The sequence below is a fragment of the Anaerotruncus massiliensis (ex Togo et al. 2026) genome (assembly GCF_030825285.1).
Taxonomy (GTDB): domain Bacteria; phylum Bacillota; class Clostridia; order Oscillospirales; family Ruminococcaceae; genus Anaerotruncus; species Anaerotruncus massiliensis.
The window spans coordinates 38,951-64,863 of the sequence record NZ_JAPJQF010000012.1; the positions used below are offsets into that span (position 1 = coordinate 38,951).

Consider the following 25,913-nt stretch of genomic DNA (forward strand, 5'->3'; position numbering starts at 1 on the left):
ATGTCCCGGCTTTCGTTGCAAGGACCTCCCGGACGATGAAAAAATGCGTCCTTTCCAGAATTTCGATCATAAACTCTGGCCTTTTTTATAAAGATATGGTAATATTATGACAGCTGTTTTGTCCGGACCGCGGTCCGGACGTTTTCCTGGAAGGGAGGAAATCCGATGAACGATCTGGAGACGCGCGCCGCCGAATTCGTGCGCGGCGTCTGGCACGACTACCTGGAGGCCCGCGATTATTCCGGGATCATCCGGTCTTTTGACGAGGAGGTCACCTGGATCGGCACCGGCGAGGGGGAGCTCTGCCTCAGCCTCGGCGACGCCGTGCGGATGCTCGGCGCGGAGTCCCAGGAGTGGAGCGGGCATTTTTCCATCGTCGGCGAGGATTACCGCGCCCGGCAGCTCTCCGACGATCTCTTCCTCACCTTCGGCACCATCCGCGCGCGGGAGGAGAGCGGCGGGCAGGACCGCGTCGTCGCGGACCTCAACACCCGGTTTTCGGGGGTCTGCCGCCTGCGGGACGGAAATTTCTCCGTGCTGCACCTGCACCACTCGGCGCCCGACCGCTACCAGCGGGAGGGCGAATTCTTCGCCAAGAGCCTCACCGAGCAGAGCAACGCCCTGCTCAAGAAGAAGATCGCGGAAAAAACCGCCGAGCTCGAACGGCTCAACGACGAGCGCAGGGCCGACGAGACCCGCTACCGCTTTGCGCTCGAGGCCACGAGCGACCTTGTGTTTGAATACAACGCCTCCAACGGGCTGGTCACCGCCAACAGCGCCCTTTACCTCGGCGGCAAGGACCCGGCGGGGTTCCTGCCGGACGACGATTTCCCCCACGTGTATCCTGAGGACCGCGACCGCCTCCGCGAAAGCCTGTCGTCCGAGCGGGTCCGCCAGGCCTTCGACGATGGAGAGACCGCCCTCTCGGCCGAATACCGCACCCTCGACGGCGAAGGGCACTACACCTGGGTGCGCATCACCCTCGTCCCCATCCGCGGCTCCGACGGGAAGTACCGGCGGCTGATCGGCAGCATCAAGGACATCGACCGGGACAAGCGCCGGGAGCAGGAGTTCAAGGACCAGTCGCGGCGCGATCCGCTGACCGGGCTCTACAACAGGCGCTACACCGAGGTCATGGTCAACCGCTTCCTCGAAAAGAGCGGCCCCGCCGCCTCGGGCGCCCTCTTCATCATCGACATCGACGACTTCAAGGCGGTCAACGACCACCTCGGCCACCTGCTCGGCGACGCCGTGCTGCGCGACGTCTCGGAGCGGATCACCCAGCTGTTCCGGTCCACCGACATCGTCGGGCGGATCGGCGGGGACGAGTTCGTCGTCTTCCTCAAGGGCGCGGACGACGAGGAGGTCATCGGCGAAAAGGCCGGGGCGGTCCTCAACGCCTTCCGCAGCACCCTCGCCGGGCACAACGCCGGGCACGCGATCTCGGGCAGCATCGGCATCGCCCTCTGCCCGCGCGACGGCGGCGACTACCGCGCCCTCTTCGAGAAGGCGGACAGCGCCCTTTACAGCGCCAAAAAGCTCGGCAAGGACCGCTGCCAGTTCTACGACGGCGGCGGCGACCCCTTCCTCCCGCCCGGCACACGGCGCGGGGAGGAACCGGACGTCGGGCGCAAATCCTTCACAGAGCATATCGCGGAATACATCTTCCAAATCCTCTACGACTCGGACGACATCAACAAGGCGGTAAACGCGATCCTCGCGATCGTGGGGCGGCATTTCGACGTGAGCCGCGCCTACATATTCGAGAACACCGAGGACGGGCTCGCCTGCAACAACACCTTTGAATGGTGCAACGAGGGCGTCTCCCCCCAGATCGACAATCTCCAGCGGGTCCCCTATTCCCTGATCGGCGACTATGCCGCCAACTTCAATGAGGACGGGGTCTTCTACTGCGACGACATCTCCCGGCTCACCGTGAAGGGGCTCCACGACGCTCTCGCGGTCCAGAATATCCATTCGATGCTCCAATGCGCCCTCAAAAACGACGGCGTGTTTTCGGGGTACGTCGGCTTCGACGAATGCAGCGCCCAGCGATTCTGGACGCAGGAGGAGATCGACACCCTCACCTTCATCTCCAAAATCCTCAGCACCTTCCTGATCAAATGGCGCACGCAGGAAAAGCTGGCCGAGTCCTTCCGGGTCACCCGCGCGGTGCTCGACCATCAGAACCTGTGGACCTACGTCATCGGCGGGGACCACCGGCTGCTCTACATCAACCGGAAGACCCTCGAGCTGGTGCCCGGGGCAAAGGTCGGCGCGTGCTGCTACGAGGCCTTCTGGGGAAACCGCGCGCCCTGCCCGCAATGCCCGATGCGCGAGATGGACCGCACCGGCGCGGGAAGCTGCACGATGGAGCTCCACAACACCCAGCTGTCCGTCTGGACGAGCGCCACCGCCTCCCGCATGACCTGGGTCGACGGGCAGAGCGTCTGCCTCATGTCCTGCGTGGACATCACCGCCTACAAGGAGCCCGACCGTTCCTGAGCGGAAACCGGTATCAAAAAGGGACGCCCGCGGGCGTCCCTTTTCTGTCATGCCTGTTTTTTGCGCGCCCGGCGGAGCAGGTCGGCCAGCGTCAGGTCGGACGGCGCGTGCTCCCGGAAGCCCTCCCCCGAAATCTCTCCCGCGTCCCCCACGATCACGAACGCGTTCGGGTCGATCGACCGCACGATGTCGCCCACCTTGCACACCTCATAGCGGCGCACCGCGCAGAGGAGCAGCTCCCCCTCCCGGCCGCTGTAGCCGCCCCGCGACTTGAGGAAGGTCACCCCGCGGTCGAGGTCGCCGAGGATCTGGCGCGCAATCTCCTCGTTTCTATCCGAGATGATGTAGAGCATCTTTCCCGTGCCCACGTCGGTGCCGTAGAGCACCGTGTCGATCAGCTTGGTCGCGACGAAGATGACGATCAGCGCGTACATCGCGCTCTCAAGGCTGCGGTAGACGATCCCCGACAGGGCGACGATGAGGATGTCGATGCACATCATGAGCTTCGCCATCGAGATGTGGCGGAAATGCCGGCCGAGCAGGCGCGCGATCAGGTCGGTGCCGCCCGTCGTGCCGCCGCGCATGAAGATGAGCGAGAGCGCGAAGCCCTCCGCCACCCCGCCGAACACCGCCGCGAGGATTTCGTTGCCGAGATAGGGCCGGATCACAAGGCTCATCAGGTCGATGGCCGCCGAGGACAGCAGCGTCGCCGCGACCGTCTTGACCACGAGCTTGTAGCCCACCGACGATACCGCCCACACGAACAGCGGGATGTTCATCAGGAAGATTACCGTGCCGATCGGCGTGCCGAACAGGTAGTTGACCAGGGTCGAAAGGCCCGTCAGCCCGCCCGGCGCGATATGGTTGGGCGCGGTAAACATATTGACCGACACCCCGTAAAGCAGGCTGCCCGCCAAAAAAAAGGCCAGATCGGTCAACCGTTCCCCCCAGGCGCTCTTCGCCCTCCACATGGCGCTTCCCCCTTTCATCCGTACCGTATTATTCTACCCGGATTTTTGGGAAATGTGAAGTTCCGCCTGATAATGCGCAAAAGCCCCGCCGGACGGCGGGGCTTTTCGCCCGGAAAAACGGTCAGTTCGAAAGCAGCGCGGCGAGCGTGTCGGTCAGCTCCTTCAGGAGCGCCGCGTCGTTGGCGGTGTAGCAGAGGTCGTAGCCGATGCTGTCCACCGAAATCCAGATTTCGCCCTTCCCGTCGGTAAGGCTGTTCGGAATCTGGAGCGCGTAATAGTCCTTTTTGCCGTCCTCAAAGCTCATGGAAATCCGGTAGGCGCCGTCCGTCCGCGCCTTTTCCATCTCGTCCCCATTGAACCGCCGGACGGTGCCGACCTTGACGTTTTTCAGCTTGGCGCAGAGGTCCAGGATCTTGTCGCGCTGCGCCTGGGACGCGGCGGAATCGTAGGAGGCGCTCCTTTCTATGACCACGTCGCCGTCCCATGCGGCACCCGAAAGCTCCGCCTTCGTGACGCGGTAGGGGTTCATGTAGCCGAGCCACTCGATGTTCGCCGGGTATGTCTGCTGGCAGCGGGACATTGCGGCATAGAGGCCGTCAAGCTGTCTGCCGTTCGCCTGCCAGCCTCCGTCCGACTGGAGGACGCCGTCCTCATAGCACCAGTAGTTGCAGCGGTCGCCGTTCGTCATCAGCACGGTCAGCAGCCGCAGGCCGTCCTCCTCGCCGCGCTCCTTTCTCATGGGCGCGACGGTAAGCGCGTTCAGCGCGCTGATGATCGCGGCGCGGTCGTTCTGGTTCGTGACGGCGTAGCTGACGTGCAGCTCGCGGTTGATGACCTGAATGTCCTGCACCTGTTCGATGTCATGGTTGAAGCTCGTGTCCTTCGCCGCGCCCGTGTCGGCGGCGACGGGGACGGCGAGGGCGGAGACGAGCAGCGCGGCCGCGAGCAGGGATGCGAGGGTGGATTTGAGATGCTTTAACATGGTGATGCCTTCTTTCTTAAATGTAAAAATATTACTTATTTTATATAATTTGCCATTCAGAAGGGTAAAAACAGTTCCCCCGTCGCGATAACGAGCCGGGTGGAGCTCCCCCCACGGGCGGCGTTCCCGCCGCCCGTGGGGAAGGTGTGCGCTTACGCCGCGGCGTATTTTGTAAGCGCGTCGGCCAGCGCATCCAGCGTCCCGTCGCCGATGGTCTCATAGGCGAGATGGTAACCCGGGATGCTGCTGACGAGGATTTCGATCGACCCGTCGAGGTAGACGGTGACCGTGTATTCCACGACGCCGTCCTCGAAGTTCAGAACAGTCTGGAAGAGCGGGGTGGAGTCGTGGGCCGCTCCGGGCGCGAGCGTCTCGGTGGAGGAGGGCTTGACCGTCACCGCCTTGAGCAGCGCGGCGACCTCCATGATCGTCTCCCGCTGCTGCTCCGAGGTCAGCGCGCGGTACTGCCCGTGCGTGCCTTCCGAGAGGTCGTCGACCGCCATCCCGGTGATGCGGTAGGGGTTCATATAGCCGAGCCACTCGGCGGTGGCGCGGTTTTTCCCGTAGGTCTCCTTCTCGATCTCGTAGAAACTGTCGTAGAGGTCCCGCAGCCGGGAAGCGTCGGCAAGCGGCGTCTCCCCCTCCATCAGCAGGTTGCTGTGGCACCAGAAGTCGTATTTCGTCCCGTCGAGCAGCCGGACCTGCAGAAGGCGCAGGCCCGCCTCGTCTGGCGTGACCGAAAGGTCCTCCTGCGGGGTCAGGGAGTTGAGCCGCGCGAGCACCGCGCCGCGCCGTTCGCCCGTCACCGGACAGCAGGTGCGGCTCTCCCGGTCGATGAGGTTCACCTCCATGACCTCGTCGTAGGGGATGCGCAGGCAGGGCGGGTTCCCCTCGATGAGGGGCGGAAGGTCCGCCGCGCGGGAGGCCTCCCGCGCGGCGGGGGAAGAAACCTGCGGCGCGGAGGATTCGGCGGGGGTCTGCGTGAGTTCCCGCGCCGGGGCGGGCGCGCTCTCCGCCGGGGCGAGCAGGCCGAGCGCATAGGCGCGCAGCGCGGACACGTCCGCCTTGTAGACGTAGACGGTGCTCTTGTCCGCGAGCTTGGGCGCCGTGCCGCTCAGGCGGACGCTGTCCGCCCGCAGGGAAACGGCGACCTGCTTTCCGTCCTTGCGCGTGATCACGATCTCCACCGGCTCCGACTCCCGGTCGGTGCTCTCCCAGCCGAGGGTGAGCTCCTGGAGCCCGCCGATCACCTCGCCGTAGCCGTCGGGCGGGATCTCCGCCTCGGGGGAGTCGCCGAGCTCCCCGTAACGGACCCGCATCTCGGCCACATCCTTTTCCCGCAGCGAACCGAGCACGCTGTAGGTGAGCTTCATGTCCGCGGCCACGTCCTCCGGCACCTCCGCGCCGGGAAGGTCCGCGGCAGAACCGGACGGCGCGGTCTGCGCGGGGGAAATCTGCGGGTTGGTGAGGAAAACAACCGCGAGACCCGCGACGACCGCCGCCGCGATGATCGTTAGAATGATCGTGTTTTTCCTGACGTGCATGATCGATTTGACCCTTTCCTTGAGCGCGCACTCCCCGAAGGCGAGGAATCCTCCCGCGAAGGCGCTGCGGCTTCGTTCTGCCATGTTCACGAGGCTATAGGCGTAAGCTTTCCGGTCGGTTTCCGGCCGCCGCACGACCGCCTCGTCGCAGGACGCCTCCATGTCGGTGACGTACCAGCGGTAGAAGAGCCAGACGAGCGGATTGAACCAGTGGAGGTAGAGCGCGAGGGTGGCCAGCGCCTTCCAGAGGTTGTCGTGCCGGCGGATATGGGTGAGCTCGTGGGTGACGACGTGCGCCACGTCCTCCTCCTCGACGAGGCCCGATAGCACCAGCTGGGGCCGGACGAGCCCGCAGACGACCGGGCTTGGAAAGAGGTCGCTCACATAGAGCCGCACCCGGTCCGGCCGCACCCCCACCCGCCGGAAAATCTCGTCGATCGCGGGGGTGTGCGGGAGCTGGCGCGCCCGCCGCAGGCGGTGCGTCGTGTAGAGGTAGCAGAAGAGGCTGTAGAGGAGCAGGAGCGCCGCGCCGCACAGCCAGATGGACGACAGGATCACGGTCAGCGGGACCTTCGCCGGGGCGACCACCGGGCGTTCGGCGGGGGCGTCCGACCCCGTCCCCCGCGGGGTCTGCAAGGTCGGGAAGTCGACCGCCGCGCCGGGGTCCTCCACAAACCGGAGGGCGGCGCGCCGTCCCGTCTCGACGGTGCGCGCGGCGGGGATGGCGTTGAAGGCGCTCACCGGCGACGGCACCGAAAAGGGAACCAGCAGCCGCACGAGCACGAGCCCCCACAGCAGGCAGAAGGTCCAGCGGGGCAGCCTCCCCTTGAGGAGCGCCCGCAGCAGCAGCACCGCCGCACCGAGCACCGACGCCGCCAGCGACATATTCACCAGGCGCAAAAACAGGTCTTCCATAGCTTCCTCCCGCCGCTGCGTATTTTTCAGGCGCGGCTGCCGCCCCACTCCACCACGGTAAAGCCCCGGCGGACAAAGCCGCCCTCAAGCTCCTGCGCCCGGATGGGACGCGGCGCGTCCAGCCCCCGGTAGACCATGTGCACCCGCAGCAGGCTGTCGGGCGCGGGAGAGATCTCCATCGGGGCGAGCCGCTCGTACTGTTCTGTGGAAAAAGTGATGAGATTGCAGGCGTTTTGCTGCATCTCGGGCAGCCAGTAGTCGAGAAATTCCGCCGTTTCACCGGCGTTCAGGCCCAGAAGGGCGAGCTTTTCGCGCAGAAACCGTTCGGTGTCCGCGCCAGCCACGCAAAATCCCTCGGAAAAGTCCCAGTCGACCGGCGTGTTCCCCTCCCAGAAGAGGTAGGGGTAACTCCTCCCGTCCGCCCTGTCCACGAGGGCGCCGCCCGGATGGGCGGTGACCTCCCAGCCGTCCCGGTAGGCGGGGATCGTCTCGCTGAAGCTCCCGCGGTAATCGACCCTCACCGACACGTCCGTCAGCCGCTCGGGATAGAGGTAGACGACCGGCTTGCCGGTCAGCGGGAGCATCTTTCCCGCCGCGATGTCGTCCAGCTCCCGCAGCGTCGTGTCCTCGTGCTTGAGCGGGTAGCGCAGCGCGTGGTCCATGTCGCTCGCCGCGACCAGCAGGGCGGTTTCGTTCACCTCGACGCGGTAACGGATGCCGGTGGCAAAGTCGATGTCGATCCGCGCGGCCCCCTCGAGACGGCTCTCCCTGCCGACCCGTTCGGCGCTGCCCGGCCTGACCGAGATGTCCAGCCCCGAAAGCGCCCAGTCGAACCGTTCGTCGTCAGGCAGGTAGACGGTTTCGCTTTCGCCGTCCGACGAGCGGAAGGCGATTCCCGTCACGCGGGATTTCCGGATGACCCTGAGCCAGCTCGGGAACCAGAGTCCCTCGCCCATGCGAACCCGCTCGAGCCCGATGAGCTCGGCGTAGGCCTTCGGGTCGACGCGGTAGCGGACCGGTTCCCCCGCGTCGGCGGCTGGGAGCGATTTCGCGACCTCCAGCCCCTCGGTATAGAAGGTGTAGGTATATTTCGTGTCGTCCTCCAGTTCGAGGATCAGAACGTCGAAGTCGGAGAGGCGCTCCCCGATCTCATCGGCGGGCTCCGGTTCGAGCTTTTGGAGGTGGAAGGGCGTCTCCCAGCTGCTCCCCACGGCCACCTGGTCGGAATAGCGGTAGACCGAGCCACCGTTCACCCGCACGCCGCCGCACAGGAACACCCCGGAATCGGGGCCGGCGGTGAAGTTGAAGCCGTCCGGAAGCGCGGCGGCGGGAGCGGCGGGCGGGGTCGAGACTGCCTCGGCGGAGGGAACGCTCCCGGCGGGCGGCGCCTCTTCCGGGGCGCTCTCCGGCGCGGGCGGCACGGGTTCCGGTTCCGGCGCGGGCGGCGCGGCTTCCGGTTCGCCCGGCAGCTCCATGGAGGAGACGGGCGGCACCGGTTCCCGGGCGGGCTCCCCGCCGCAGGCGGCGAGGGAACCCGCCAGCGCGGCCGCCAGCAGGGCGGCAAGCAGGCGTTTCATCGTTCCTCCCCCTCGTCGATCAGGCGCCTGATCTTCGCAAGCTCGTCGTCCGAGAGCTCCTCGTTCTCCACGAAGGCGGAGAGGAAGTTTGCCGGCGAGCCGCCGAACAGCCGGTCGATCAGCCCGCGCGTCTCCGCGCGCTGGACCTCGCCGCGCTTTAAAAGGGGAACGCAGACGAAGTTCGGCTCCTCCCGCCTGAGGTAGTCCTTCTCGATCAGGGCTTTGAGGATCGTGTAGGTGGTGTTCTTGTTCCAGCCGTAGCGCGCGGCGGCCTCGAGCGCGACCTCCTTGGCGGGGAGCTGCCCCTTCTCCCACAGGACGTTCATGATCCGCGTCTCGGAATTGTTGAGTTTGATCTGGTCGTTCATGCCGTTCCTCCGTCAGACGATGTTTATAGTCTGTTCTATGGTTATAGTATAGCACCTTCCCGGCGCTTGTCAAGACTATATTTATAGTCTTGTGCAAATTCTTTCTTTTTCTTTGGAAATACGGCGGGATATGCTATACTGTAGATACCTATTTTGAAACAGGAGGGACCGCTATGCGTCCATATGAAAAACTGCTTCGCTGCTACGACTGCTTCCGGGAAAAGATCGATTTTCAGCCGCTCATCGGCATGACCCTCGGCTCGGGGCTCGGCGACTACGCCGACAGCATCGACATCGCCGCCACCCTCGACTACCGCGACATCGAGGGCTTTCCCGTCTCCACCGCCCAGGGCCACCGGGGCCGGTTCGTCTTCGGCTATGTGGAGGGGGTCCCCGTCGTCGTCATGCAGGGACGCATCCACTACTATGAGGGCTACGACATCACCGACGTGGTGCTCCCCACCCGCCTGATGGGGCTCATGGGGGTGAAGGCGCTCTTCCTCACCAACGCCTCGGGCGGGCTCAACCCCGACTACGGCCCGGGTGAATTCATGCTCATCTCCGACCACATCGCCGACTTCGTCCCCTCCCCCCTCATCGGGCCGAACATCGACGAGCTCGGCACCCGCTTCCCCGACATGACCGACCTCTACAGCGCCCGCCTGCGAAAGGTCGTCCGCGGCGCCGCGAAGGAGCTGGCGATCCCGCTGCGCGAGGGGGTCTACGTCCAGCTCACCGGTCCCAACTTCGAGACGCCGGCCGAGGTGCGCATGTGTCGCATCCTCGGCGGCGACGCCGTCGGCATGAGCACCGCTGTCGAGGCGGTGGCCGCCCGCCACATGGGGATCGAAACCTGCGGCATCTCGCTCGTCACCAACCCCGGTGCGGGCCTCTCCCCCCAGCCCCTCTCCCACATCGAGGTGCAGGAGGCCGCCGACCGCGCGGCCCCGCTCTTTAAACAGCTTGTCACCGCGTCGGTCAGGGGGATCGCCGAGGTGATCGGCTGAACCCGGATGAAAGGCAGGTGCGCGATGGACAGGCTGGTTCAATCGATCGATAACGTGCGGCTGACGGACGCGGAGGACGCGGTCGTCATCCTCGACCAGTCGCTGCTGCCGGGCAGGACGGAATACCGCGTCCTTTCCGACGCCGAAAGCCTCCGCGAGGCAATTTTTTCCCTGCGGGTGCGGGGCGCGCCCGCCATCGGCATCTGCGCGGGCTACGGCATGTACCTGCTCGCGCGGCGGATCAAAACGGAGAGCGTCCCGGAATTTCTCGCAAAGCTCCGGGCCTGTAAGGACTACCTCGACGCGGCCCGTCCCACGGCGGTCAACCTGAGCTGGGCGACCGCGCGGATGGTCCGTCGCGCCGGGGAGAACGCCGGCAGGCCGGTCCCGGAGATCGTCCGGCTCCTCGGGGAGGAGTGCCGCCGCATTCAGGCGGAGGACGCGGAGATGTGCCGCGCGATCTCGGAGCACGGCCTCACGCTCCTCCGCGACGGCGACGGGGTGCTCACCCACTGCAACGCCGGGCCGCTCGCGACCTCCCGCTACGGGACGGCGCTCGGGCCGCTGCTGCTCGGGACGGAGCGCGGGATGCGCTTTCGCGTCTTCGCCGACGAGACCCGCCCGCTGCTCCAGGGCGCGCGGCTCACCACCTATGAGCTCTCCCGCGCGGGGGTCGACGTGACCCTCATCTGCGACAATATGGCGAGCATCGTCATGAAAAACGGCTGGGTGAACGCCTGCTTCGTCGGGTGCGACCGGGTGGCCGCCAACGGCGACGCCGCCAACAAGATCGGCACGAGCGGGGTGGCCATCCTCGCCCGGCACTATGGGATCCCCTTCTATGTGCTCGGTCCGACCTCGACGATCGACCGCTCCTGCAAGACGGGCGCGGAGATCGAAATCGAGCTGCGCGACCCGGAGGAGATCCGCTCGAAATTTTACCGCGAGCCGATGGCGCCCGAAGGCGTCAGGTGCTACAACCCCGCCTTCGACGTGACCGACCACAGCCTCATCACCGGCATCGTGACCGAGCGCGGCGTCTGCCGCCCGCCCTATACCGAAAGCCTCGCCGCGCTTTTTTCCGGCGGGGACGACCACAAGGAGGGACCCGTATGAACATCCGATTCTATAACGCGCGCATCCTCACGATGGAGGAGGGCGCGGGCGTCACCGAGGGGGAGCTCTGGGTGAAGGGGAACCGCATCGCCCCCGCCGGCCCGCCGGACGGCACCGTCTGGGACCGGGAAATCGACGCGCGGGGCAACCTGCTCCTGCCCGGCTTCAAAAACGCGCACACCCATTCGGGGATGACCTTCCTGCGCTCCTACGCGGACGACCAGCCGCTCCACGACTGGCTCCAGGAGTGCTTCCCGATGGAGGCGAAGCTCCGGCCGGGCGACGTCTACGACCTGACGCGGCTGGCGATCATGGAATACCTGACGAGCGGCGTCACCGCCAACTTCGACATGTACATGTTCCCCGACGAGATCGCGAAGGCCGCCGCCGACTGCGGCTTCCGCACCGTGCTCTGCGGCTGCGTCAACAACTTCACCTACGACCTGCCCTTCATGGAGAAATGCTGGGACGAGTACAACCGCTATGACGAGCTCGTCTCCTTTATCCTCGGCTTCCACGCCGAGTACACCTGCTCCCGGGAGCTGCTCGAGGGGATGGCGGCGCTCGCCCACAAGTATGAAGCCCCCGTCTTCACCCACAATTCCGAAACCCGCCTCGAGGTGGACGGCTGCCTCGAGCGGTGGGGCATGACCCCGACCGCCTTCCTCGACAGCCTCGGAATGTTCGACTACGGCGGCGGCGGATACCACGGCGTCTACTTAAACGACGCCGACCTCGAAATCTTCCGCCGCCGGGGGCTGTGGATGGTGACCAACCCCGGCTCCAACGTCAAGCTCGCCAGCGGCATCGCCCCTCTCCAAAAGATGCTGGACGCGGGCGTCAATCTCGCGCTCGGCACCGACGGCCCGGCCAGCAACAACTGCCTCGACTTCTTCCGCGAGATGTTCCTCGCCACCGGGCTGCAAAAGCTCCGGGAGGACGACGCGTCCGCCATGCCCGCCGACCGCGTGCTCGAGATGGCGACGGTGGGCGGCGCGCGGGCGATGGGCCTTTCGGACTGCGACACCCTCGCGCCCGGGAAATGCGCCGACCTCGTCATGCTCGACCTGCACCAGCCCAACATGCAGCCGCTCAACAACATCGCCAAAAATGTCGTTTACAGCGGCAGCAAGCAGAACGTGAAGCTCACGATGGTGAACGGCCGCATCCTCTACGAGGACGGGCAGTTCCACATCGGCGCGGACCCGGAGGAGGTCTACCGCCGGTGCAACGAAATCATCGACGCGAAACGCTGAACCCCGATGAACCGCAAAAAAGCCCCGGAAAGGCTGACTGCCTTTCCGGGGCCCTTTTTATGTAGTTCAGCCGAGGTTCATCCTGGTGTCGACCGTCGTCTCCGCCAGGACGCGGCCGTCGCGGATGACGGTCCGGCGCGGCGGGCAGAGGCGGATGGCGTCGCGCGCGTCGCGCGCGTCGATGATGAGCAGGTTGGCGCGGCAGCCGGGCTCGAGGCCGTAGCCGGGGATCTTGAGGATCTTGTTCGCGTCGCCGGTCACCATGTCGTAGAGCTTCTCGATCTCGCCGGGCAGGCTCATCTGCGCGGCGTGCGCCACGACGTTGGCCACCTGGAGCATGTCGGCGCTGCCGTAGGGGTAGAAGGTGTCCTTGACGCAGTCCTGGCCGAAGGAGACGTTCACGCCCGCCGCGAGCAGCTCCTTGACGCGGGTGATGCCGCGGCGGATCGGCTGCTTGTCGAGGCGGCCCTGGAGCATCAGGTTGGTGACCGGGTTGGTGATCACGTTGATGCCCGCGCGCTTCACCTTCTCGATGACATAGCCCGCGTAGTGGTCGTCGTAGGCGGCCAGCGCGCAGGTGTGGCCCGCCGTGACGGTGCCCGGCGCGAAGCCGCGCGCGATCGCCTCGTCGGCGATCATCTCGAGCGTGCGGTAGAAGGGATCGTCCGTCTCGTCGACGTGCATGTCGATCTCGGCGCCGTATTTCTCCGCGATGTCGAAGCAAAGCTTGACATGCGCGCGGCTGTCGTCGGGCGAATTCTCGTTGGCGGGCATGCCGCCCACGATGTCGGCGCCCGCCTCCATCGCCTCCCACATCAGCTTGTCGCAGCCGGGGTCCTTGACGATGCCCTCCTGCGGGAAGGCGACGATCTGGATGTCGATGACGTCCTGATACTTCTCCCGCAGCGCCACGACGCCCTCGAGGGGACGCAGGCCGCCGATCGTGTCCACGTCGACATGGGTGCGGATCGCGAGGGTGCCGTTTTTGATCGCCTTGAGCACCACGTCCTCCGAACGGGTGACGATGTCCTCGACGGTGTAGACGCGCTTCTGGTCCCAGAGGATCTCGATCGCTTCCTTGAGGGTCCCGCTCACGTTGGGGCGCACCACGTCGAAGACGTTCACCTTGTCGAGGTGGATGTGCGGATCGATGAGCGACGGCGTCACGAGGCATCCGGCCGCGTCGATCGTCCGGTCGGCGGCGGCGTCGATGCGCCCGCCGACGCGGCTGATCTTCCCTTCTTCGATCAGGATGTCGGCAGGCTCTTTCCGCCCGCGCAGGATGGCGTTTTGAATCAGCAGCTTCATTAAATCTCTCCCGCTTTCATAAAAAATTCTACACAGTTTGCTTGACAAGGCTCATGAAACATGATACATTGTTGTTACAAAAAATATATCATGTTCCACTTCGTTTGTCTAGTGTCTGCTCAATTTTTTGTCAGAATTGACTATAAATTGGGAGGGCAAAATGGAAAATTATTCCTATTTTATGTCCTTTCATGTTACATAGTTTCACGACCACTGCTTTGCGGCGGCGAGATATCAAACCATAAAGGAGGAGGAGCAAATGATCATTGGAAGCAGCCATGGTGTCGGCGGCAAGGTGGAGACCGAGGTCCTGAGCGTTGTGTGTGCGCAGATGGAACCGATTCACGCCGACTGCATGGAGGAAGTCAACCAGAACATCGACACCGTCATCCAGTTCATGGAGACGGGCGCGCGCGGATTTCCGGGTTACGACCTGTTCGTAACGCCCGAGTTCGCCGTGCAGGGGATGCATCCGACCAAGCGCCTGAACGTGGTGCTCACGCTCGACTCGCCCGAGGTCGGGCGTCTCAAGGAGGCGTGCGCGCGCCTGCGCGTGTGGGGCATCTTCAGCGTCATCCTGAAGCTCGACGGGCACGACAGCCCGGGCAACTGCGCGATCATGATCAACGACCAGGGCGATGTCGTGCACCGCTACGTCAAGATGAACCCGTGGATCCCCACCGAACGGCACTATCCCGGCTGGGAGTGCCCCGTCACGCCCGGACCCAAGGGCTCGAAGATCGCGACCATCGTCTGCGCGGACGGCGACTATCCCGAGATCTGGCGCGAGGCGGCCTACAACGGCGCGAACATCATCGTGCGCCCCACCCACTACATGAGCCCCTGGGAGAACGGCTGGGACATCACCAACAAGATGGGCGCCTACTGCAACCAGTGCTATGTGGTGGCCGTCAACTGCGTGGGCGTCGAGGCGGCCTGCTCCGCGTTCGGCAAGAGCATGATCGTCGCGCCCGACGGCAACGTCATCACCCAGGCGCCGGCGGGCGTCCCCTACCTGGTCAAGGCAGACCTCTATCCGGGTCTGGTGGATAAGCTGCACGAGAGCAGCGTCACCAATACCTTCCTCTATTCCTTCCGTCACCGGGGCGCCTCCTGCCGCGACCTGGGCGGAAAGGGCGAACAGCGCAACCAGTACAACGCCTACGATTTCGGAGGTGAAGGAAAATGAGTTACATGCGTGAAATCCCCTACCTGCTCACCGGGCACTACGTGGCGATCGCCATGCGCCCCATCACCTTCCCCGCGTCCAAGGCGGAGATCATCGAAAAGGTGGGCGGCGAGCCCATCCGCACCTCCCCCGACGGCTACACCCCCTTCCGGGAGCTGCTGGCGAAGGTGCCCCTCGACGAATTTTCCTGCGCCGCGGAATTTTACTGCGCGTTCAACGCGAGCTGATGAAAGAAGGAGGCAGTATCCATGAGTGACAACGTCAACACCTCGGCCGCCACCCAGGAGCCGGTTTTCGTCTCCCCGAGCGACCTTTCGGTAAACTTCACCAAAAAGCAGATGGTGTTCCTCGGCCTGCAAAACACCGTGGCCATGAGCGGCGTCATCATCGTCCCCATCCTCTGCGGACTCAACGTGTCGGTCACCCTCTTCTGCGCGGGCATCGGCACACTGATCTACCAGTTCGTCGACAAGGGCATCGTCCCGGCCTTCCTGGGCGGTTCCTTTGCCTTCATCGCCCCGCTGACGGTCATCATCAGCGAAATGGGCGTCCCCTACGCGCAGGGCGGACTGATCTTCGTCATGTGCTTCTATTTCCTCTTCGCCCTGCTCTTAAAGCTGCTGGGCACCGAGCGGATCCATAAGGTCTTCCCGCCCGTCATCACCGGCCCGATCATCATGGTCCTCGGCCTCTGCCTCGCGAACGTCGGCGTCTCGTCGGCTTCCGAGCACTGGATCGTCGCGCTGCTGACCTTCGGCATCGCCATCGTGGTCAACATCTTCGGCAAGGGCCTCACCAAGATCCTCACCATCGTGCTCGCGCTGGTCGGCGGCTACCTCATCTCGATCCCCTTCGGCCTCGTCGATTTCTCCGGCGTGCTGGCCGCGCCCTGGTTCGGCGTCCCCAACTTCACCCTCCCGAAATTCGACGTGCGCGCGATCATCATGATCGCCCCGGCCGCCATCGTCCCCTGCATCGAGCATATCGGCGACGTCATCGCGGTCGGCACCACCGTCGGCAAGGACTTCACCAAAAACCCGGGCCTGCCCCGCTCCCTCTTCGCCTGCGGCTGCGCCACCTGCGTGTCCGCCTGCCTGGGCGGCCCGTCCCTCACCATCCACAGCGAGAACACCGGCGTGCTCGCCGTCACCCGCATCTACTCCCCCTTCGTCGTGCGCTGCGGCGCGGTGTGGATGGCGCTCTTCGCCTTCGTGCCCAAGTTTGAGGCGCTCTGCCGTTCGATCCCCAATCCGGTCATCGGCGGCGTGGGCATCCTGCTCTACGGCATGGTCACGAGCGTCGGCGTGCGCACTGTCGTGGAAAACCGCGTCGACTTCTCCAAGCCCAAGAACCTGATCGTCGCCAGCGCCATCCTCATCCTCGCGGTCGGCGGCGCGACCTTCACCTTCCCGGGCGGCATCAGCCTCGGCGGCATGGCCATCGCGGCCATCGCGGGCATCATCCTCAACCTCGTGCTCCCCAACAAGAGCGCGGAGGAGCGTGCCGAGGAAGCCAAGGCGAAGGAAGCCGCGAAAGCGGAATAACCCGACCGACCCCTTTCCTGAAATAGAATGCGGCCCCGCCGGCGTCTGCCGGCGGGGCCGCATTGCTGTTACGGGATATTCAGGCCCGGGGGGCCTTTTTCAGCTTGAGGATGCCCCTGGGGCAGCGCTGGACGCACAGCCCGCAGCCGGTGCAGAGCGCCGGGTCGCATCGGACCCCGTCCTCTCCGAAGGTGAGCGCCTCGTACATGCAGCCGCGCACGCACAGCCCGCAGGCGCGGTCGCCGCACGGCTCGGTCAGGCAGCTGACCGCACGCATCCGCTCGATCTTCTCGTAGGGGGAGAGGGTCGGGAGCGCCGCGCCGATGATCTCGCCGTAGCTTTGGCAGCCGTGCGACTCCATCCAGCCCGCCAGACCCTTCACCGTCTCGGTGATCACGTCGTAGCCCTTGAGCATGATGACCGAGCCGAGCTGGGCGGTGGCCGCGCCGAGCATCATGAATTCGAGGATGTTCTCATAGGTTTCCACGCCGCCCACGCCGCAGATCTGGCAGTCGGTCATCTGGGAGAGGGTCGCGGTCGCCGCCAGCGAGACGGGACGGATGTGCTTGCCCGTGTAGCCGCCGTAGGTGGGCATCTTAGTCCGGCGGTTTTCAAGGTCGACGCCCGAGATCCCGCGCAGGCTTTCGATCGCGCTGATGGCCGACACCCCCGCGCGCTCGAGCGCGCGGATGTAGGCGGTCGAGGCGCTGATGTTGTGGGGCAGGCGCGCCATGACGGGGATCTTCACCGTGCCGGTCACGCATTTCGTCATTTCGTAGAGCTTTTCGGGACGCATGTTGATCTCCTCGAGCATCGCGTCCATCGGCGCGAAGAGGTCGAGCTGGAGCGCGTCCGCCCCCAGCCGCTCCGCGCGGCGCGCGATGTAGGCGAGCTCCGACGGGCTCGACCCGCGGATGCTGCAGATGAGGAAGCTCCCCTTCTTGTGGATGCGCTCGACCTGCTCCTCCCACTCCTCGAGGGGCCGGTGCCCGTAGAGGGAGATGTTGAGCAGCTCCTCGTTTTCATAGTAGACCCGCGGCCCGAACAGGGCGGATTCCTCCATGACGATCGTCTCGGTGATGACCGCCGCCGCGCCCGCGTCGATGCACTTCTGAATGCTGCGCGCGTCCCCGGCCCACGGCCCCGCGGCCACGATGACCGCGTTCTTGAGCGGCAGGCCCATAAAATCCAGCTTGTATTCCAACTTCCTCACCTCGCTATTCAAACAGCGTATTGATCGGTTTGCGGTTGCCGCACGAGTTCCGGACCTTCAGCTTGGGCAGCAGCACGATCTCCTGCGGCGTACCGTCAAGCAGGCTCTCGTCGTCGATCAGATCAAAAAGCATACGTGCCGCGACCATGCCGAGGCGGTGGGTCGGCTGCTCGACGGTGGTCAGCTCGGGGGTGACCACCCCCGCGACCGGCGAATCGGTGAAGCCCGTCACCGCAATCTGCCCGGGCACCCCGACCCCGTTCTCCTGCAGCGCCTTCATCAGCCCGAGCGCGAGCTCGTCGCTCGAAGCGAACACCGCGTCCGGCCGCTCCCCGGCGAGCACCTCCCGCGCGGCGTCGTAGCCCGCGCGGATCGAGCCGCCCTCGGCGTGCAGCACCCGGTCGCCGCCCGGCCCGGTCATCAGCTCCCGCCGCGCACGGCAGAGCCCCTCCCACATGCGCGCCTCAATGTTGGGCGAGCCCGCCTCGCAGAGGAGCAGGAACTTCTGGTGTCCCAGCTCGAGCAGGTGGCGCACCATCCGGTAGCCGCCCTCCTCGTAGTTGATGTAGCAGGCGTTATGCCGGGGCGCGGCCTCGCTCCGCCCCACCAGCACAAAGGGCACCCGCCTGCGCTGCAGGTCGGCGGCGTCCTCGGCGGAGAGGGTGTTCGTGTAGATGACGAGCCCCCGCATCCGCTGTTCGAGCGCGCCCGCGATCGCCTGCCGTTCCCGGTCGGGGCCGCCCTTGGTGCTGCAGAGGTAGACCGCGTGCTCCCGCCGCGCCGCGACGCTCTCGATGCCCGCCATCAGACGGATGGCAAGGTAGTCCTCCGCGTCGGGCACCAAAAGCCCGACCGCCTTGGGCTGCGCGCCCCCGCCCGCGTGGGGCGCCGGGCTGTAGCCGACCTTGCGCATCACGGCGAGCACCTGCTCCCGCGTCTCGGGCAGCACGACCTCCGGCCGGTTGATGACGCGCGAGACCGTCGCGATCGAAACGTTCGCGAGCTTTGCGATCTCCCTGACATTCATGGCGCCACCTCCCGTCCTGTTTTTCCCCATTGTAACAAGTTTCATGCCGAAAAGCAAGGGGCCCGCAAACCGCGTTTGCGGGCCCCCTGCGCTTTTCAGCCGAGGGTGGAACGCTCGGTGTTGGCGTTCTCGCCCGAATCGGCGCAGATGACATAGGTGCGGTCGACGACCGCCTCGGCGTCGTAGGTCTTTTGGATGTAGTACTCGATGAGCACCCGCGAGGGGCTGCGCTCGTCGCGGTAGAACTCGAAATACATCTTCTGGTTCTCCTGCGTCCAGTTGACCCAGAACTGGTTGCTCTGCGGCTGCTTCGCCACCGTGTGCAGGCGCATGTTGGAGGGCACCCAGTCGCTGACGTTCCAGTAGCCGTAGGAGGCCGCGTCCTCAAAGTCGACGGTCAGCGTGACCTTGTATTTGCCGCCCTCCATCGGGAGGAAATCCTTCCGGACATGGACGGTGTCGGACTGCTTGATGCCGACCTCGGACGGTTCGCCGATGTAGTAGGCGGTCGCCCTGACCGTGTCGGGGACCCCATGGAAGGCGAGGCCCTCCATGTCGCCGCGGTTGAGGGTGATCGTCGCGCGGCCGGTCGCGCCCAGGTCGACCGTGCGGGTCTCGCCGCCCGCGGTGCAGGTGAACTTCGCGGGGGCGGGCACCGGCCTGTCAAAGTTGGCGACGTAGATCATGCACTCCAGCACCGAGCCGATCCGCCAGCGGTCCCGCGCGAAATAGTAGGCGTAGGCGTCCGCGTCGGAAAGCCCCAGCTCGGAGGCGGTGATCCACGCGAGCGTGGTGCACCGGCGGTTCTCCGCGCTGCGCTGGTAGTCCTTGGGCAGGTTGGAAAACTCCAGCCACTTCTCCTGCCCGTGGGTACGCTGCCTGGGCGTGACGATCCCGTCATAGAGCTCCCGCGCCTCCTGCCGCTCCCCGGCGGCGGCGAGGCCCGCCATGTAGTAGAGCTGCTCCTCGAACGGGACGTTGCCCGCCGCGAGGATCTCACGGATCTTCGCGGTGTGGGACGGGTCGAGCACCGCCAGTCCCGCGTGGGCCGCCGCCCGCGCAACGGGGTCTGCGGAGGAATCCTCCGCGGCCGCGGCGAAGTAGACGCGCATCCGCGGCTTGCTGTACTCGTCCCCCGCCGCAAGCAGGATTTTAAAGGTGACCTCGGGGTCGCTCGGCCCGTTCACATACCAGCCGATGCCGCCGTCCGCGTTCTGGAAGCCCGCAACGTCGCCGTCGTCCGCGCGGATGTGCTGCGGCAGCTGCTCGGGCTCAAGGTGGGACGAGAGCGCCCGCTTGGCGACATAGCGCGACATGCGCTGGTCGACGCGGAAGCAGTAGTGGGTGAGCAGCGAGGAGACGCTCAGGTAGTAGGGCTCGAACTCCTCGTCGTACATCGTGATGGTCACGGGGTAGCGCATCGCCTGGATGTCGATGGGCTTTTGCAGGTCGATCTCCCGGTTGACGACAAGCTCGAGGTTGCTGTGGATGACCGCGAGCGGCAGCTCCACCGTGTCGCGCATCCCGCCGAACTGCGCGGTTGACGTGACGGTGTATTCGCCCTCCGCGAGCTTGCCGAAGTTGAGCTGGACCGGCTGGTAGGCCCTGCCCGTCTCGTCGAAGGTCCGGTCGACCCCGTCGCCGGTTACGCGGACCTGGTAGGAAATCTCATCCCCCTCGGAGAGCGCGTCGCCGTGGCCCTGCACGAGGACGGCCACCTCGTCGCCCGCGATGTATTTGGGGCTGATGACCGGCTTTACGAAGAAGGGCAGCGTCGCGGCGAAATTCGTCTTGGAGGACCCGGCGTAGAGGTTGTCGCCGATCGCGATCGTTGTGATCCGCCAGGAGGTGACGTTGTCGGGCAGCGTGAAGGTGACCGACGCGTCCCCGTTCGCGTCGCTGCGCAGCGGATAGAAGGCGGCGGTGTCCTTGAAGTTCTTGCGGAAGCTGTCGTAGGCCGCCAGGTTGTCGCCGTCCCCCTTGCCGCCGTCTCCGCTCTGGTTGAAGGGGTCGATGTCCCCGGCGGAGGTCGTGTATTTATAGACGTAGTAGGTGTAGAAATCGAGCTCGCCGTAGAGCTCGTTGAGCACGTCGAAGTACTGCTCGCGCAGCGCGAAGATCGCCTCGTCCACGACGCTCACGACCATCTCGCCGCTCACCGGCCTGCCGGCGCGGTCGGTGACCTTCGCCTTCACCGTCACCTGCTCGCCCGGCCGGTAGGCCTCCTTGTCGGTAGACGCCTCGACGGTGAGCGCCATGCTCTCGTTTTTGGTGCGCACGTAGGCGTTGCTGACCGCGTGCACGTCGCGCCCGTCGAAGTAGGCGGCCACGACGAGGATGCTGTTCGCGTGCTGCTGGCCCACCGTCAGCTCAAACCCGTCGCCCGCGTCGCCGCGCCCCACGATCTCGTCCTGGAGGAAGGTGTAGAGCATCCGGCCGTTCGCGTCCCCGACCGGCGCGCCCTCGTGCCGCAGTTCAAACCGCAGGGTGTCCCCCACGTCCGCCTCGACGAAGCTGCGCGCGAGGTACTGCTCATACTGCTGGACCGGCTTGCGCGCGCCGTTTTTGTAGATGTCGAAGGTGTAGCCGCGGATCGCCTCCTTCTCGGCGTCCCGGTCGCCCGGCCACGGCTTGCCGTTGTCGGCGTAGGCCCCCGCCACGATCTCGCTGCCGTTGGCCCGGTAGGAGACGCTCGCGCTCACATAGGCGTAATAGTTCCCGTCGAACTCCTGCTCGATGAGGGCCTCCCGCGTCCCGCGCCCGGCCGTGAGCGGAACCATGCCGCCGACCTTCCCGCTTTGGTACTCCCCTTTGGGATCATAATAGTCGTACCGCGCGTCGAAGGAGAGCTGCATGTCGACCGGCTCGCCGACGAGGACGTCGTACTTCCTGTCGTAGTTGTCGTTGTAGTCGTAGTAGCCGCCGATCAGGCCGTCCGCCTGCTCCCGGCTCGTGACGCGGCTCAGGTCGATGCGGTTGGCGAGCACGGTGAGGGAGGCGTTGCCGTCCGCGCCGAAGCGCAGCGAGGGGCGCAGCATCACGTTGGCGGGGACGTAGACGTACCGGCCCTGGAAGGTGACGTTTTCCCCGTCGTTTGCGATTTTGACGTAGTAGTAACCGGCCCGGGGCGTCCAGGAGGACTTGCCCTCGGTGACCCCCTCCCCCGCCTTGAAGGTGACGCGCGCCACCCCCTGGGCGTCGGTCGTCACGGTGCGCACCGCCTCGAAGTTGCCGCTGTAGGGGTTGAAGAGGCTGAATTCGAGCGGGTAGTTCGGGAGCGGTGTCCCGTCGTAGAAGGTGGGGGTGATCGTCGCCGTCACCTCGTCGCCGTAACGGTAGATGATCCCGTCGACCTCGCCCGCGATCGTATAGGCGGGGGTGGTGAACTCCTTGACGTCGATGTAGATCGAATCAAGCGTGCGGGTGGTCACCACCTCGCCGCTGTAGGGGTCGGTGTAGGGGGTGCAGGGGATGGTCGCCTGCACAATGTAATCCTGGCTCACGATCTGCTCAAAGGAGAATTCCCCCGTGAAGGTGCCGTCCGCCTGGACCGCCGCCCGCACCTGCTGGTTGACGCCGTCCGGGTCGAGGGTGACCGTCACGGCCGACGGCATGGCTCCGCGGTTCATCCGGTAGGGCTTCAGGTAGCCCCAGAAGTGGACCGTGTCGGTCGGGCGGTAGAGGGCCCGGTCGAGATAGAAGAAGGCATAGTAGCGGTCCTCCCTGCGCCCGAAGTCGCCGCCGTAGTAGTACGCCTCGGTCGTCATGCCGCGGGTGACGTCCGCGTAGACCGGCACGCCCGACGGGTCGTAGATCGTGAAGAGCACCGGCTTGGCGGGGGGCATCCCCTTGCCGTAGTAGCTTTCCGCCGCGGCCGGGTCCTCATAGGCGGGCGGCTCAAAGGAAAAGACCGCGCTGCCGTCCTCCCCCGTCACGGCGGAGGCGACCTCCTTCCCGTCCTGGGTAAACCTTACGGTGTGGCCCGCGAGGCTGCCGCCCGTGGCGGAGTCGTTGAGCCAGAGGAGCATCTGCTTTTGGGCCGACTGCATGTAGAGGGAGGCGGTCGCAACCTGGAAGGCCTTGTAGTCGGTGACCGGCTCCTTCGTCTTGGTGTCGATGACCGTCGTCACGACCGCGTAGTAGCCCCTGCCGGGGTTCGGGAAGGCGACCGTGTTGAGGCCCTCCTTCATCTGCTCGGTGCGCGCCTGTCCGATCGCCTCGGGTGCGCTCTCCGGGTCCCGGCCGAGCAGGATGTCGGCGTACTGGTCGAAGCCGGTCAGCCGGCAGAGGGTGACGGTGGCCTCGCGTCCCTTTTTGGCGACGGTGTCGAGCTGGTATTCAAGCGCGACCTCGTCGTCCGGGTGGAAGGTGTTGACCCCGCGGTTGGTCATGATGAGGGAGAAGTCGCGCGATTCGGTGCGCACCTCCATCACCCGCGCCGTCGAGAGGGCCAGGCCGTTCTTCGAGGCGAAGCCCGCCGGAACCGTCACGGAGTAGTTCGTGTTATAATCGAGCATCGCCTCGGGCGCGAGCTTGACGAGATTGCCCTCCGCGCTCACCCGGCAGGGGACGCTCCTCCCCTTGCCCTCCGCCTCCGCGTCGGGGCCGGACGGCAGGCGCAGCTGCACCTGTCCCGCGACCGACGCGGGGTCGAGCTCGTCGGAAAACTCGACGAAGATCGGTCCCTCGATCGGGATTCCAGCCGCCCCCTCCCCGAGGCTCACCCGTGCGGAGAAGTGGGAATCCACCACCGTTTCGTAGTCGTAGTCGCTGTTGTAATAGCTGATTTTGAGCCGGGCGTCCCTGAGGTTTTTGCCGTCCTCCACATACAGGAGGAAGCACTTCTCATCCTCCTGCCCGACGGTGAATTCCACCGGCGGGTCGAAGGTAACCTTCTCCTCAAGGAAGCCGGCCGACAGGCCGTTTTGGGAGGCGGGAACGTCGCAGCGGACGCGGACCGCCCCGTCGAGCGGCAGGTAGAAATCGTCGACGGTGAGCGTCTTCATCGCGTCCTGCGAGGGGTAGCTCCACTCGCCGGACGGCTCGGATTCCACGGGCGCCGCCGGGGCGTTGACGGGGTTTTTCGGGAAGCTGAGGGTGATGCACCAGCCCACGATCCCGATCAGTACAAAGACCGCCAGCACGGCCAGCGCGATCAGCGCGGGACGGCTGAGCTTCGGCTTCTTCCCATCGCGCGGCGGGGGCGCGGCCCCCGCGTCCTCCCCAGAATGCCCCGGCGCGGGGCGGGGCTCCTCCTGCGGGGAGGGGTCCCCGTTTTCATTCTGCGGGCGGTTGTCGTCAAACTCAGACATGGCGCGCTCTCCTTTCCGGTCGTTCATACGGACGCCGACGCGTTCGGAAAGAGCGTCAGCACCTGGGTATTGTCGTTGTAGTTATATTCGATGTAGCCGGTCGTGTCGATTTCCACCGGGATGTTTTCCTCCTCCAGCCGGGCGGAAACCGCACGCAGCAACGGGAAGATGTCCCTGTGGTAGATATCCCGCCAGCGGGTAAACGCCTCGTACTCCCCGAAGAGCTTGATTTCGAGGAAGACGGGCTGCCTGGCCGCCGGAAGCGGCTGGTCCGCGAGCCGGCGGGCGAAGCCCGCCGCCATCGCCGCGACCGGGTCGGGGTCGCCGAGGTCGGCGCAGTAGCCGAACTGCCGGTAGTAGCTGTAGCGGTCGGAGTCCCCCGGCGGCAGCTCGCGGTACTGCCCCGGCTCGGGGAAGTGCTCGAGGGAGATCTCCTCCAGCGTGACGAGCAGGTAGTCGTGGTAGAGGTAGCCGGTCTCGTCGGGCAGGTCGTCCCATGTCGCGTCGACGTAGTACCACCCGTCCTCCAGCTTCACCGCGTTCCACGCGTGGGGGACTCCCCGCACGCTCGTGCCGCTCAAAAAGGCGCAGGGCACGCCCAGCCGCTGCATGAGGTACTGGTAGGCGCGGCTGTAGGCGCCGCACACCCCGCCGCAGCGCACCAGTCCGCCGTAGAGGTTGCCCGCGTCACCGTCCTGCGCGCCCTCCTCATAGGAGACGCGGCGCAGGAGCGCGTCGTGCGCCCGCACGGCCGCCTCCGGGGCGGGCAGGCCCTCCATGCCGTCCAGCAGGGCGTCCGCGGCCGCGTCGATCTGCCGCTGTCGTTCCCGCACCGCCGGGAGGGTGAGTCCCTCCTCCACCGCCAGGGTGAATCGGTCGGCCCGCTCCCCCGCCGGGATTTCACAGCGCAGCCAGTAGAATTCCGCCCGGTCGAGCAGCAGCGCGTCGTACGCCGCCTGTATCGTCCGCGCGGACGCCGGGGAAGCAAGGGGGATCTCCTCCCCCACCCGCCAGCCTTCCGCCGCAGAGCAGAGTTCGTCGTAGGCGGCGCGCCCCTCCCCGTCCAGCAGGGAGCGCGCGTAGCCCTCCGGGCGCGCAGGCGCGGCGGGCGGTTCGTCCTCCGGGAGCGGCGCGGCCCGCGCGCAGCCCGCGAACAAAAAAAGCAGCGCCAGGACCGCCGCCAGCATCCGCCGCATCCCCGCACCTCCCTCTGATGTACACACTCTATTAACAAAATTGTACCCTCCGCAGGGGACAGCTGTCAACCGAATATTTGCTTTTCCCGCCCTATCCCATTATAATGAGGGTACCAACCGACGGGAGAACCCTTATGAAACAATTCGTCGCTTTATTTCTGTCCCTGCTCCTGCTCGCGGGCTGCGGCGCGCCGGCAAAGCCGCCGCCTCCCGCGCCGGCGGCCGCTTCCGAAGCCGCCGAGGCTCCGCCGGGAGCGGAGAGCGCCGCGCCCGCGCCCTCCGGGCGCGCGGCGCTGCCGCTCGAAAACGCGTGGATCGCCTCGCTGGCGGACGGGATCGCCGCGCCGATTCTGGCGCGGGAGCTGCCGCCCGCGGAGGAGATCCGCGCGGCCTACCTCTGGCTCATCGAAAACGTCTACTTCGCCGACCCGGTGGGCCTCGACGCGTGGCGGTACCACGGCGACCCGGACGCGCCGCCCCCCTACCTCGAAAACCGCGCCCTCAGCCCGCTGCGCTTCGGCGTCGGCTCCTGCGAGGACTTTGCCGCCGCAATGGCCGTGCTGCTGCGGCGGATGGGCTACAAGGCGCAATATGTGTCGGGGCTCACGATCTCGGTCGAGGGGGAATTCGTCGACCACGCGTGGACCGTCGTACAGCTCGACGGGAAATGGTACCACCTCGACCCGCAGCTCGAACAGAACGTCGTCAAATCGGGACGGGTGAGCTTCCGGTACTTCCTTCGGGACGACCGGACGATGCTCGCCGACCACCGCTGGGGAGAATCCCTCGCGGCCTACTACGGAGGCGCGATCACGCCCGGACAGCGGGAAACCATCCTCACCGAGCTGGCCGTCCCCGCCTGCCCCGAGGCGTATGTCCCCAC

General features: G+C 65.8%; 18 protein-coding genes. 8 read left to right on the plus strand and 10 right to left on the minus strand.

Features of this window, described 5'->3' with window-relative positions:
* Window positions 1-165 precede the first annotated feature (165 nt).
* The gene (locus RCI06_RS05900) at window positions 166-2,505 is read left to right on the plus strand and encodes a diguanylate cyclase domain-containing protein (RefSeq protein ID WP_306574967.1); all 2,340 of its coding nucleotides are present in this window, start codon (window positions 166-168) and stop codon (window positions 2,503-2,505) included.
* 47 nt (window positions 2,506-2,552) lie between these two features.
* Here the strand turns inward: RCI06_RS05900 and RCI06_RS05905 are convergent, their stop codons facing one another.
* The 5 genes from RCI06_RS05905 to RCI06_RS05925 form a co-directional block, all read right to left on the minus strand.
* Window positions 2,553-3,476: a YitT family protein gene (locus RCI06_RS05905; protein ID WP_288234104.1), complete on the minus strand. Its 924-nt coding sequence runs from the start codon at window positions 3,474-3,476 to the stop codon at window positions 2,553-2,555.
* A gap of 121 nt (window positions 3,477-3,597) precedes the next feature.
* On the minus strand, window positions 3,598-4,458 hold the full coding sequence (locus RCI06_RS05910) for a hypothetical protein (RefSeq protein WP_306574969.1): 861 nt from the start codon (window positions 4,456-4,458) through the stop codon (window positions 3,598-3,600).
* A 152-nt stretch (window positions 4,459-4,610) separates the two neighbouring features.
* Window positions 4,611-6,917 carry a M56 family metallopeptidase gene (locus tag RCI06_RS05915; RefSeq protein ID WP_306574972.1) on the minus strand — a complete coding sequence of 769 codons (2,307 nt, stop codon included), beginning with the start codon at window positions 6,915-6,917 and terminating at the stop codon, window positions 4,611-4,613.
* Window positions 6,918-6,943: 26 nt separating this feature from the next.
* Complete coding sequence (locus RCI06_RS05920) at window positions 6,944-8,494, minus strand: hypothetical protein (protein ID WP_306574975.1); 1,551 nt, start codon at window positions 8,492-8,494, stop codon at window positions 6,944-6,946.
* Window positions 8,491-8,862, minus strand: a complete 372-nt coding sequence (locus RCI06_RS05925; RefSeq protein ID WP_101551582.1) for a BlaI/MecI/CopY family transcriptional regulator — start codon at window positions 8,860-8,862, stop codon at window positions 8,491-8,493. The genes RCI06_RS05920 and RCI06_RS05925 overlap by 4 nt, the downstream gene beginning before the upstream one ends.
* A gap of 173 nt (window positions 8,863-9,035) precedes the next feature.
* On the opposite strand from RCI06_RS05925, the gene RCI06_RS05930 reads away from it, so the two are divergent.
* Genes RCI06_RS05930 through RCI06_RS05940 form a run of 3 tightly spaced genes read left to right on the plus strand, consistent with a single transcriptional unit; the run spans window position 9,036 to window position 12,241 of the window.
* Window positions 9,036-9,869, plus strand: coding sequence for a purine-nucleoside phosphorylase (locus RCI06_RS05930; RefSeq protein ID WP_306574977.1), 834 nt, complete (start codon window positions 9,036-9,038; stop codon window positions 9,867-9,869).
* A 24-nt stretch (window positions 9,870-9,893) separates the two neighbouring features.
* Window positions 9,894-10,985: an S-methyl-5-thioribose-1-phosphate isomerase gene (gene mtnA, locus RCI06_RS05935; RefSeq protein ID WP_306574980.1), complete on the plus strand. Its 1,092-nt coding sequence runs from the start codon at window positions 9,894-9,896 to the stop codon at window positions 10,983-10,985.
* Entirely contained in the window at window positions 10,982-12,241 is a 1,260-nt protein-coding gene (locus RCI06_RS05940) for an amidohydrolase (protein ID WP_306574982.1), read from the plus strand. The genes mtnA and RCI06_RS05940 overlap by 4 nt, the downstream gene beginning before the upstream one ends.
* Before the next feature lie 66 nt (window positions 12,242-12,307).
* Here the strand turns inward: RCI06_RS05940 and RCI06_RS05945 are convergent, their stop codons facing one another.
* On the minus strand, window positions 12,308-13,549 hold the full coding sequence (locus RCI06_RS05945) for an amidohydrolase family protein (protein ID WP_306574985.1): 1,242 nt from the start codon (window positions 13,547-13,549) through the stop codon (window positions 12,308-12,310).
* Window positions 13,550-13,808: 259 nt separating this feature from the next.
* Between RCI06_RS05945 and RCI06_RS05950 the strand changes: the two genes are divergently transcribed.
* Genes RCI06_RS05950 through RCI06_RS05960 form a run of 3 tightly spaced genes read left to right on the plus strand, consistent with a single transcriptional unit; the run spans window position 13,809 to window position 16,282 of the window.
* Window positions 13,809-14,738 carry a nitrilase-related carbon-nitrogen hydrolase gene (locus RCI06_RS05950; protein ID WP_306574989.1) on the plus strand — a complete coding sequence of 310 codons (930 nt, stop codon included), beginning with the start codon at window positions 13,809-13,811 and terminating at the stop codon, window positions 14,736-14,738.
* Window positions 14,735-14,965 carry a hypothetical protein gene (locus RCI06_RS05955; protein ID WP_276870650.1) on the plus strand — a complete coding sequence of 77 codons (231 nt, stop codon included), beginning with the start codon at window positions 14,735-14,737 and terminating at the stop codon, window positions 14,963-14,965. The genes RCI06_RS05950 and RCI06_RS05955 overlap by 4 nt, the downstream gene beginning before the upstream one ends.
* 21 nt (window positions 14,966-14,986) lie before the next feature.
* Window positions 14,987-16,282, plus strand: a complete 1,296-nt coding sequence (locus RCI06_RS05960; RefSeq protein WP_101551598.1) for a uracil-xanthine permease family protein — start codon at window positions 14,987-14,989, stop codon at window positions 16,280-16,282.
* A gap of 79 nt (window positions 16,283-16,361) precedes the next feature.
* Here the strand turns inward: RCI06_RS05960 and RCI06_RS05965 are convergent, their stop codons facing one another.
* From RCI06_RS05965 to RCI06_RS05980, 4 genes are all read right to left on the minus strand, one after another.
* Window positions 16,362-17,486, minus strand: a complete 1,125-nt coding sequence (locus tag RCI06_RS05965) for a 4Fe-4S dicluster domain-containing protein (RefSeq protein ID WP_306574992.1) — start codon at window positions 17,484-17,486, stop codon at window positions 16,362-16,364.
* A 13-nt stretch (window positions 17,487-17,499) separates the two neighbouring features.
* Window positions 17,500-18,522, minus strand: a complete 1,023-nt coding sequence (locus RCI06_RS05970; protein WP_172439244.1) for a LacI family DNA-binding transcriptional regulator — start codon at window positions 18,520-18,522, stop codon at window positions 17,500-17,502.
* A 95-nt stretch (window positions 18,523-18,617) separates the two neighbouring features.
* Window positions 18,618-23,834, minus strand: coding sequence for an Ig-like domain-containing alpha-2-macroglobulin family protein (locus tag RCI06_RS05975; RefSeq protein ID WP_306574994.1), 5,217 nt, complete (start codon window positions 23,832-23,834; stop codon window positions 18,618-18,620).
* A gap of 23 nt (window positions 23,835-23,857) precedes the next feature.
* A complete protein-coding gene (locus RCI06_RS05980; RefSeq protein WP_306574995.1) occupies window positions 23,858-25,030 on the minus strand; it encodes a transglutaminase domain-containing protein in 1,173 nt (390 codons plus the stop codon).
* A gap of 134 nt (window positions 25,031-25,164) precedes the next feature.
* Here RCI06_RS05980 and RCI06_RS05985 point away from each other — a divergent pair.
* On the plus strand, window positions 25,165-25,913 hold a 749-nt coding region (locus tag RCI06_RS05985), incomplete at its 3' end, for a transglutaminase-like domain-containing protein (protein ID WP_306574998.1).

Bases quoted from the DNA above. Each gene is read 5' to 3' on its own strand.
- RCI06_RS05900 (WP_306574967.1), top strand. From the start codon at position 166: ATGAACGATCTGGAGACGCGCGCCGCCGAATTCGTGCGCGGCGTCTGG.
- mtnA (WP_306574980.1), top strand. From the start codon at position 9,894: ATGGACAGGCTGGTTCAATCGATCGATAACGTGCGGCTGACGGACGCG.
- RCI06_RS05920 (WP_306574975.1), bottom strand. From the start codon at position 8,494: ATGAAACGCCTGCTTGCCGCCCTGCTGGCGGCCGCGCTGGCGGGTTCC.
- RCI06_RS05945 (WP_306574985.1), bottom strand. From the start codon at position 13,549: ATGAAGCTGCTGATTCAAAACGCCATCCTGCGCGGGCGGAAAGAGCCT.
- RCI06_RS05930 (WP_306574977.1), top strand. From the start codon at position 9,036: ATGCGTCCATATGAAAAACTGCTTCGCTGCTACGACTGCTTCCGGGAA.
- RCI06_RS05905 (WP_288234104.1), bottom strand. From the start codon at position 3,476: ATGTGGAGGGCGAAGAGCGCCTGGGGGGAACGGTTGACCGATCTGGCC.
- RCI06_RS05940 (WP_306574982.1), top strand. From the start codon at position 10,982: ATGAACATCCGATTCTATAACGCGCGCATCCTCACGATGGAGGAGGGC.
- RCI06_RS05910 (WP_306574969.1), bottom strand. From the start codon at position 4,458: ATGTTAAAGCATCTCAAATCCACCCTCGCATCCCTGCTCGCGGCCGCG.
- RCI06_RS05925 (WP_101551582.1), bottom strand. From the start codon at position 8,862: ATGAACGACCAGATCAAACTCAACAATTCCGAGACGCGGATCATGAAC.
- RCI06_RS05950 (WP_306574989.1), top strand. From the start codon at position 13,809: ATGATCATTGGAAGCAGCCATGGTGTCGGCGGCAAGGTGGAGACCGAG.
- RCI06_RS05915 (WP_306574972.1), bottom strand. From the start codon at position 6,917: ATGGAAGACCTGTTTTTGCGCCTGGTGAATATGTCGCTGGCGGCGTCG.
- RCI06_RS05955 (WP_276870650.1), top strand. From the start codon at position 14,735: ATGAGTTACATGCGTGAAATCCCCTACCTGCTCACCGGGCACTACGTG.
- RCI06_RS05975 (WP_306574994.1), bottom strand. From the start codon at position 23,834: ATGTCTGAGTTTGACGACAACCGCCCGCAGAATGAAAACGGGGACCCC.
- RCI06_RS05970 (WP_172439244.1), bottom strand. From the start codon at position 18,522: ATGAATGTCAGGGAGATCGCAAAGCTCGCGAACGTTTCGATCGCGACG.
- RCI06_RS05960 (WP_101551598.1), top strand. From the start codon at position 14,987: ATGAGTGACAACGTCAACACCTCGGCCGCCACCCAGGAGCCGGTTTTC.
- RCI06_RS05980 (WP_306574995.1), bottom strand. From the start codon at position 25,030: ATGCGGCGGATGCTGGCGGCGGTCCTGGCGCTGCTTTTTTTGTTCGCG.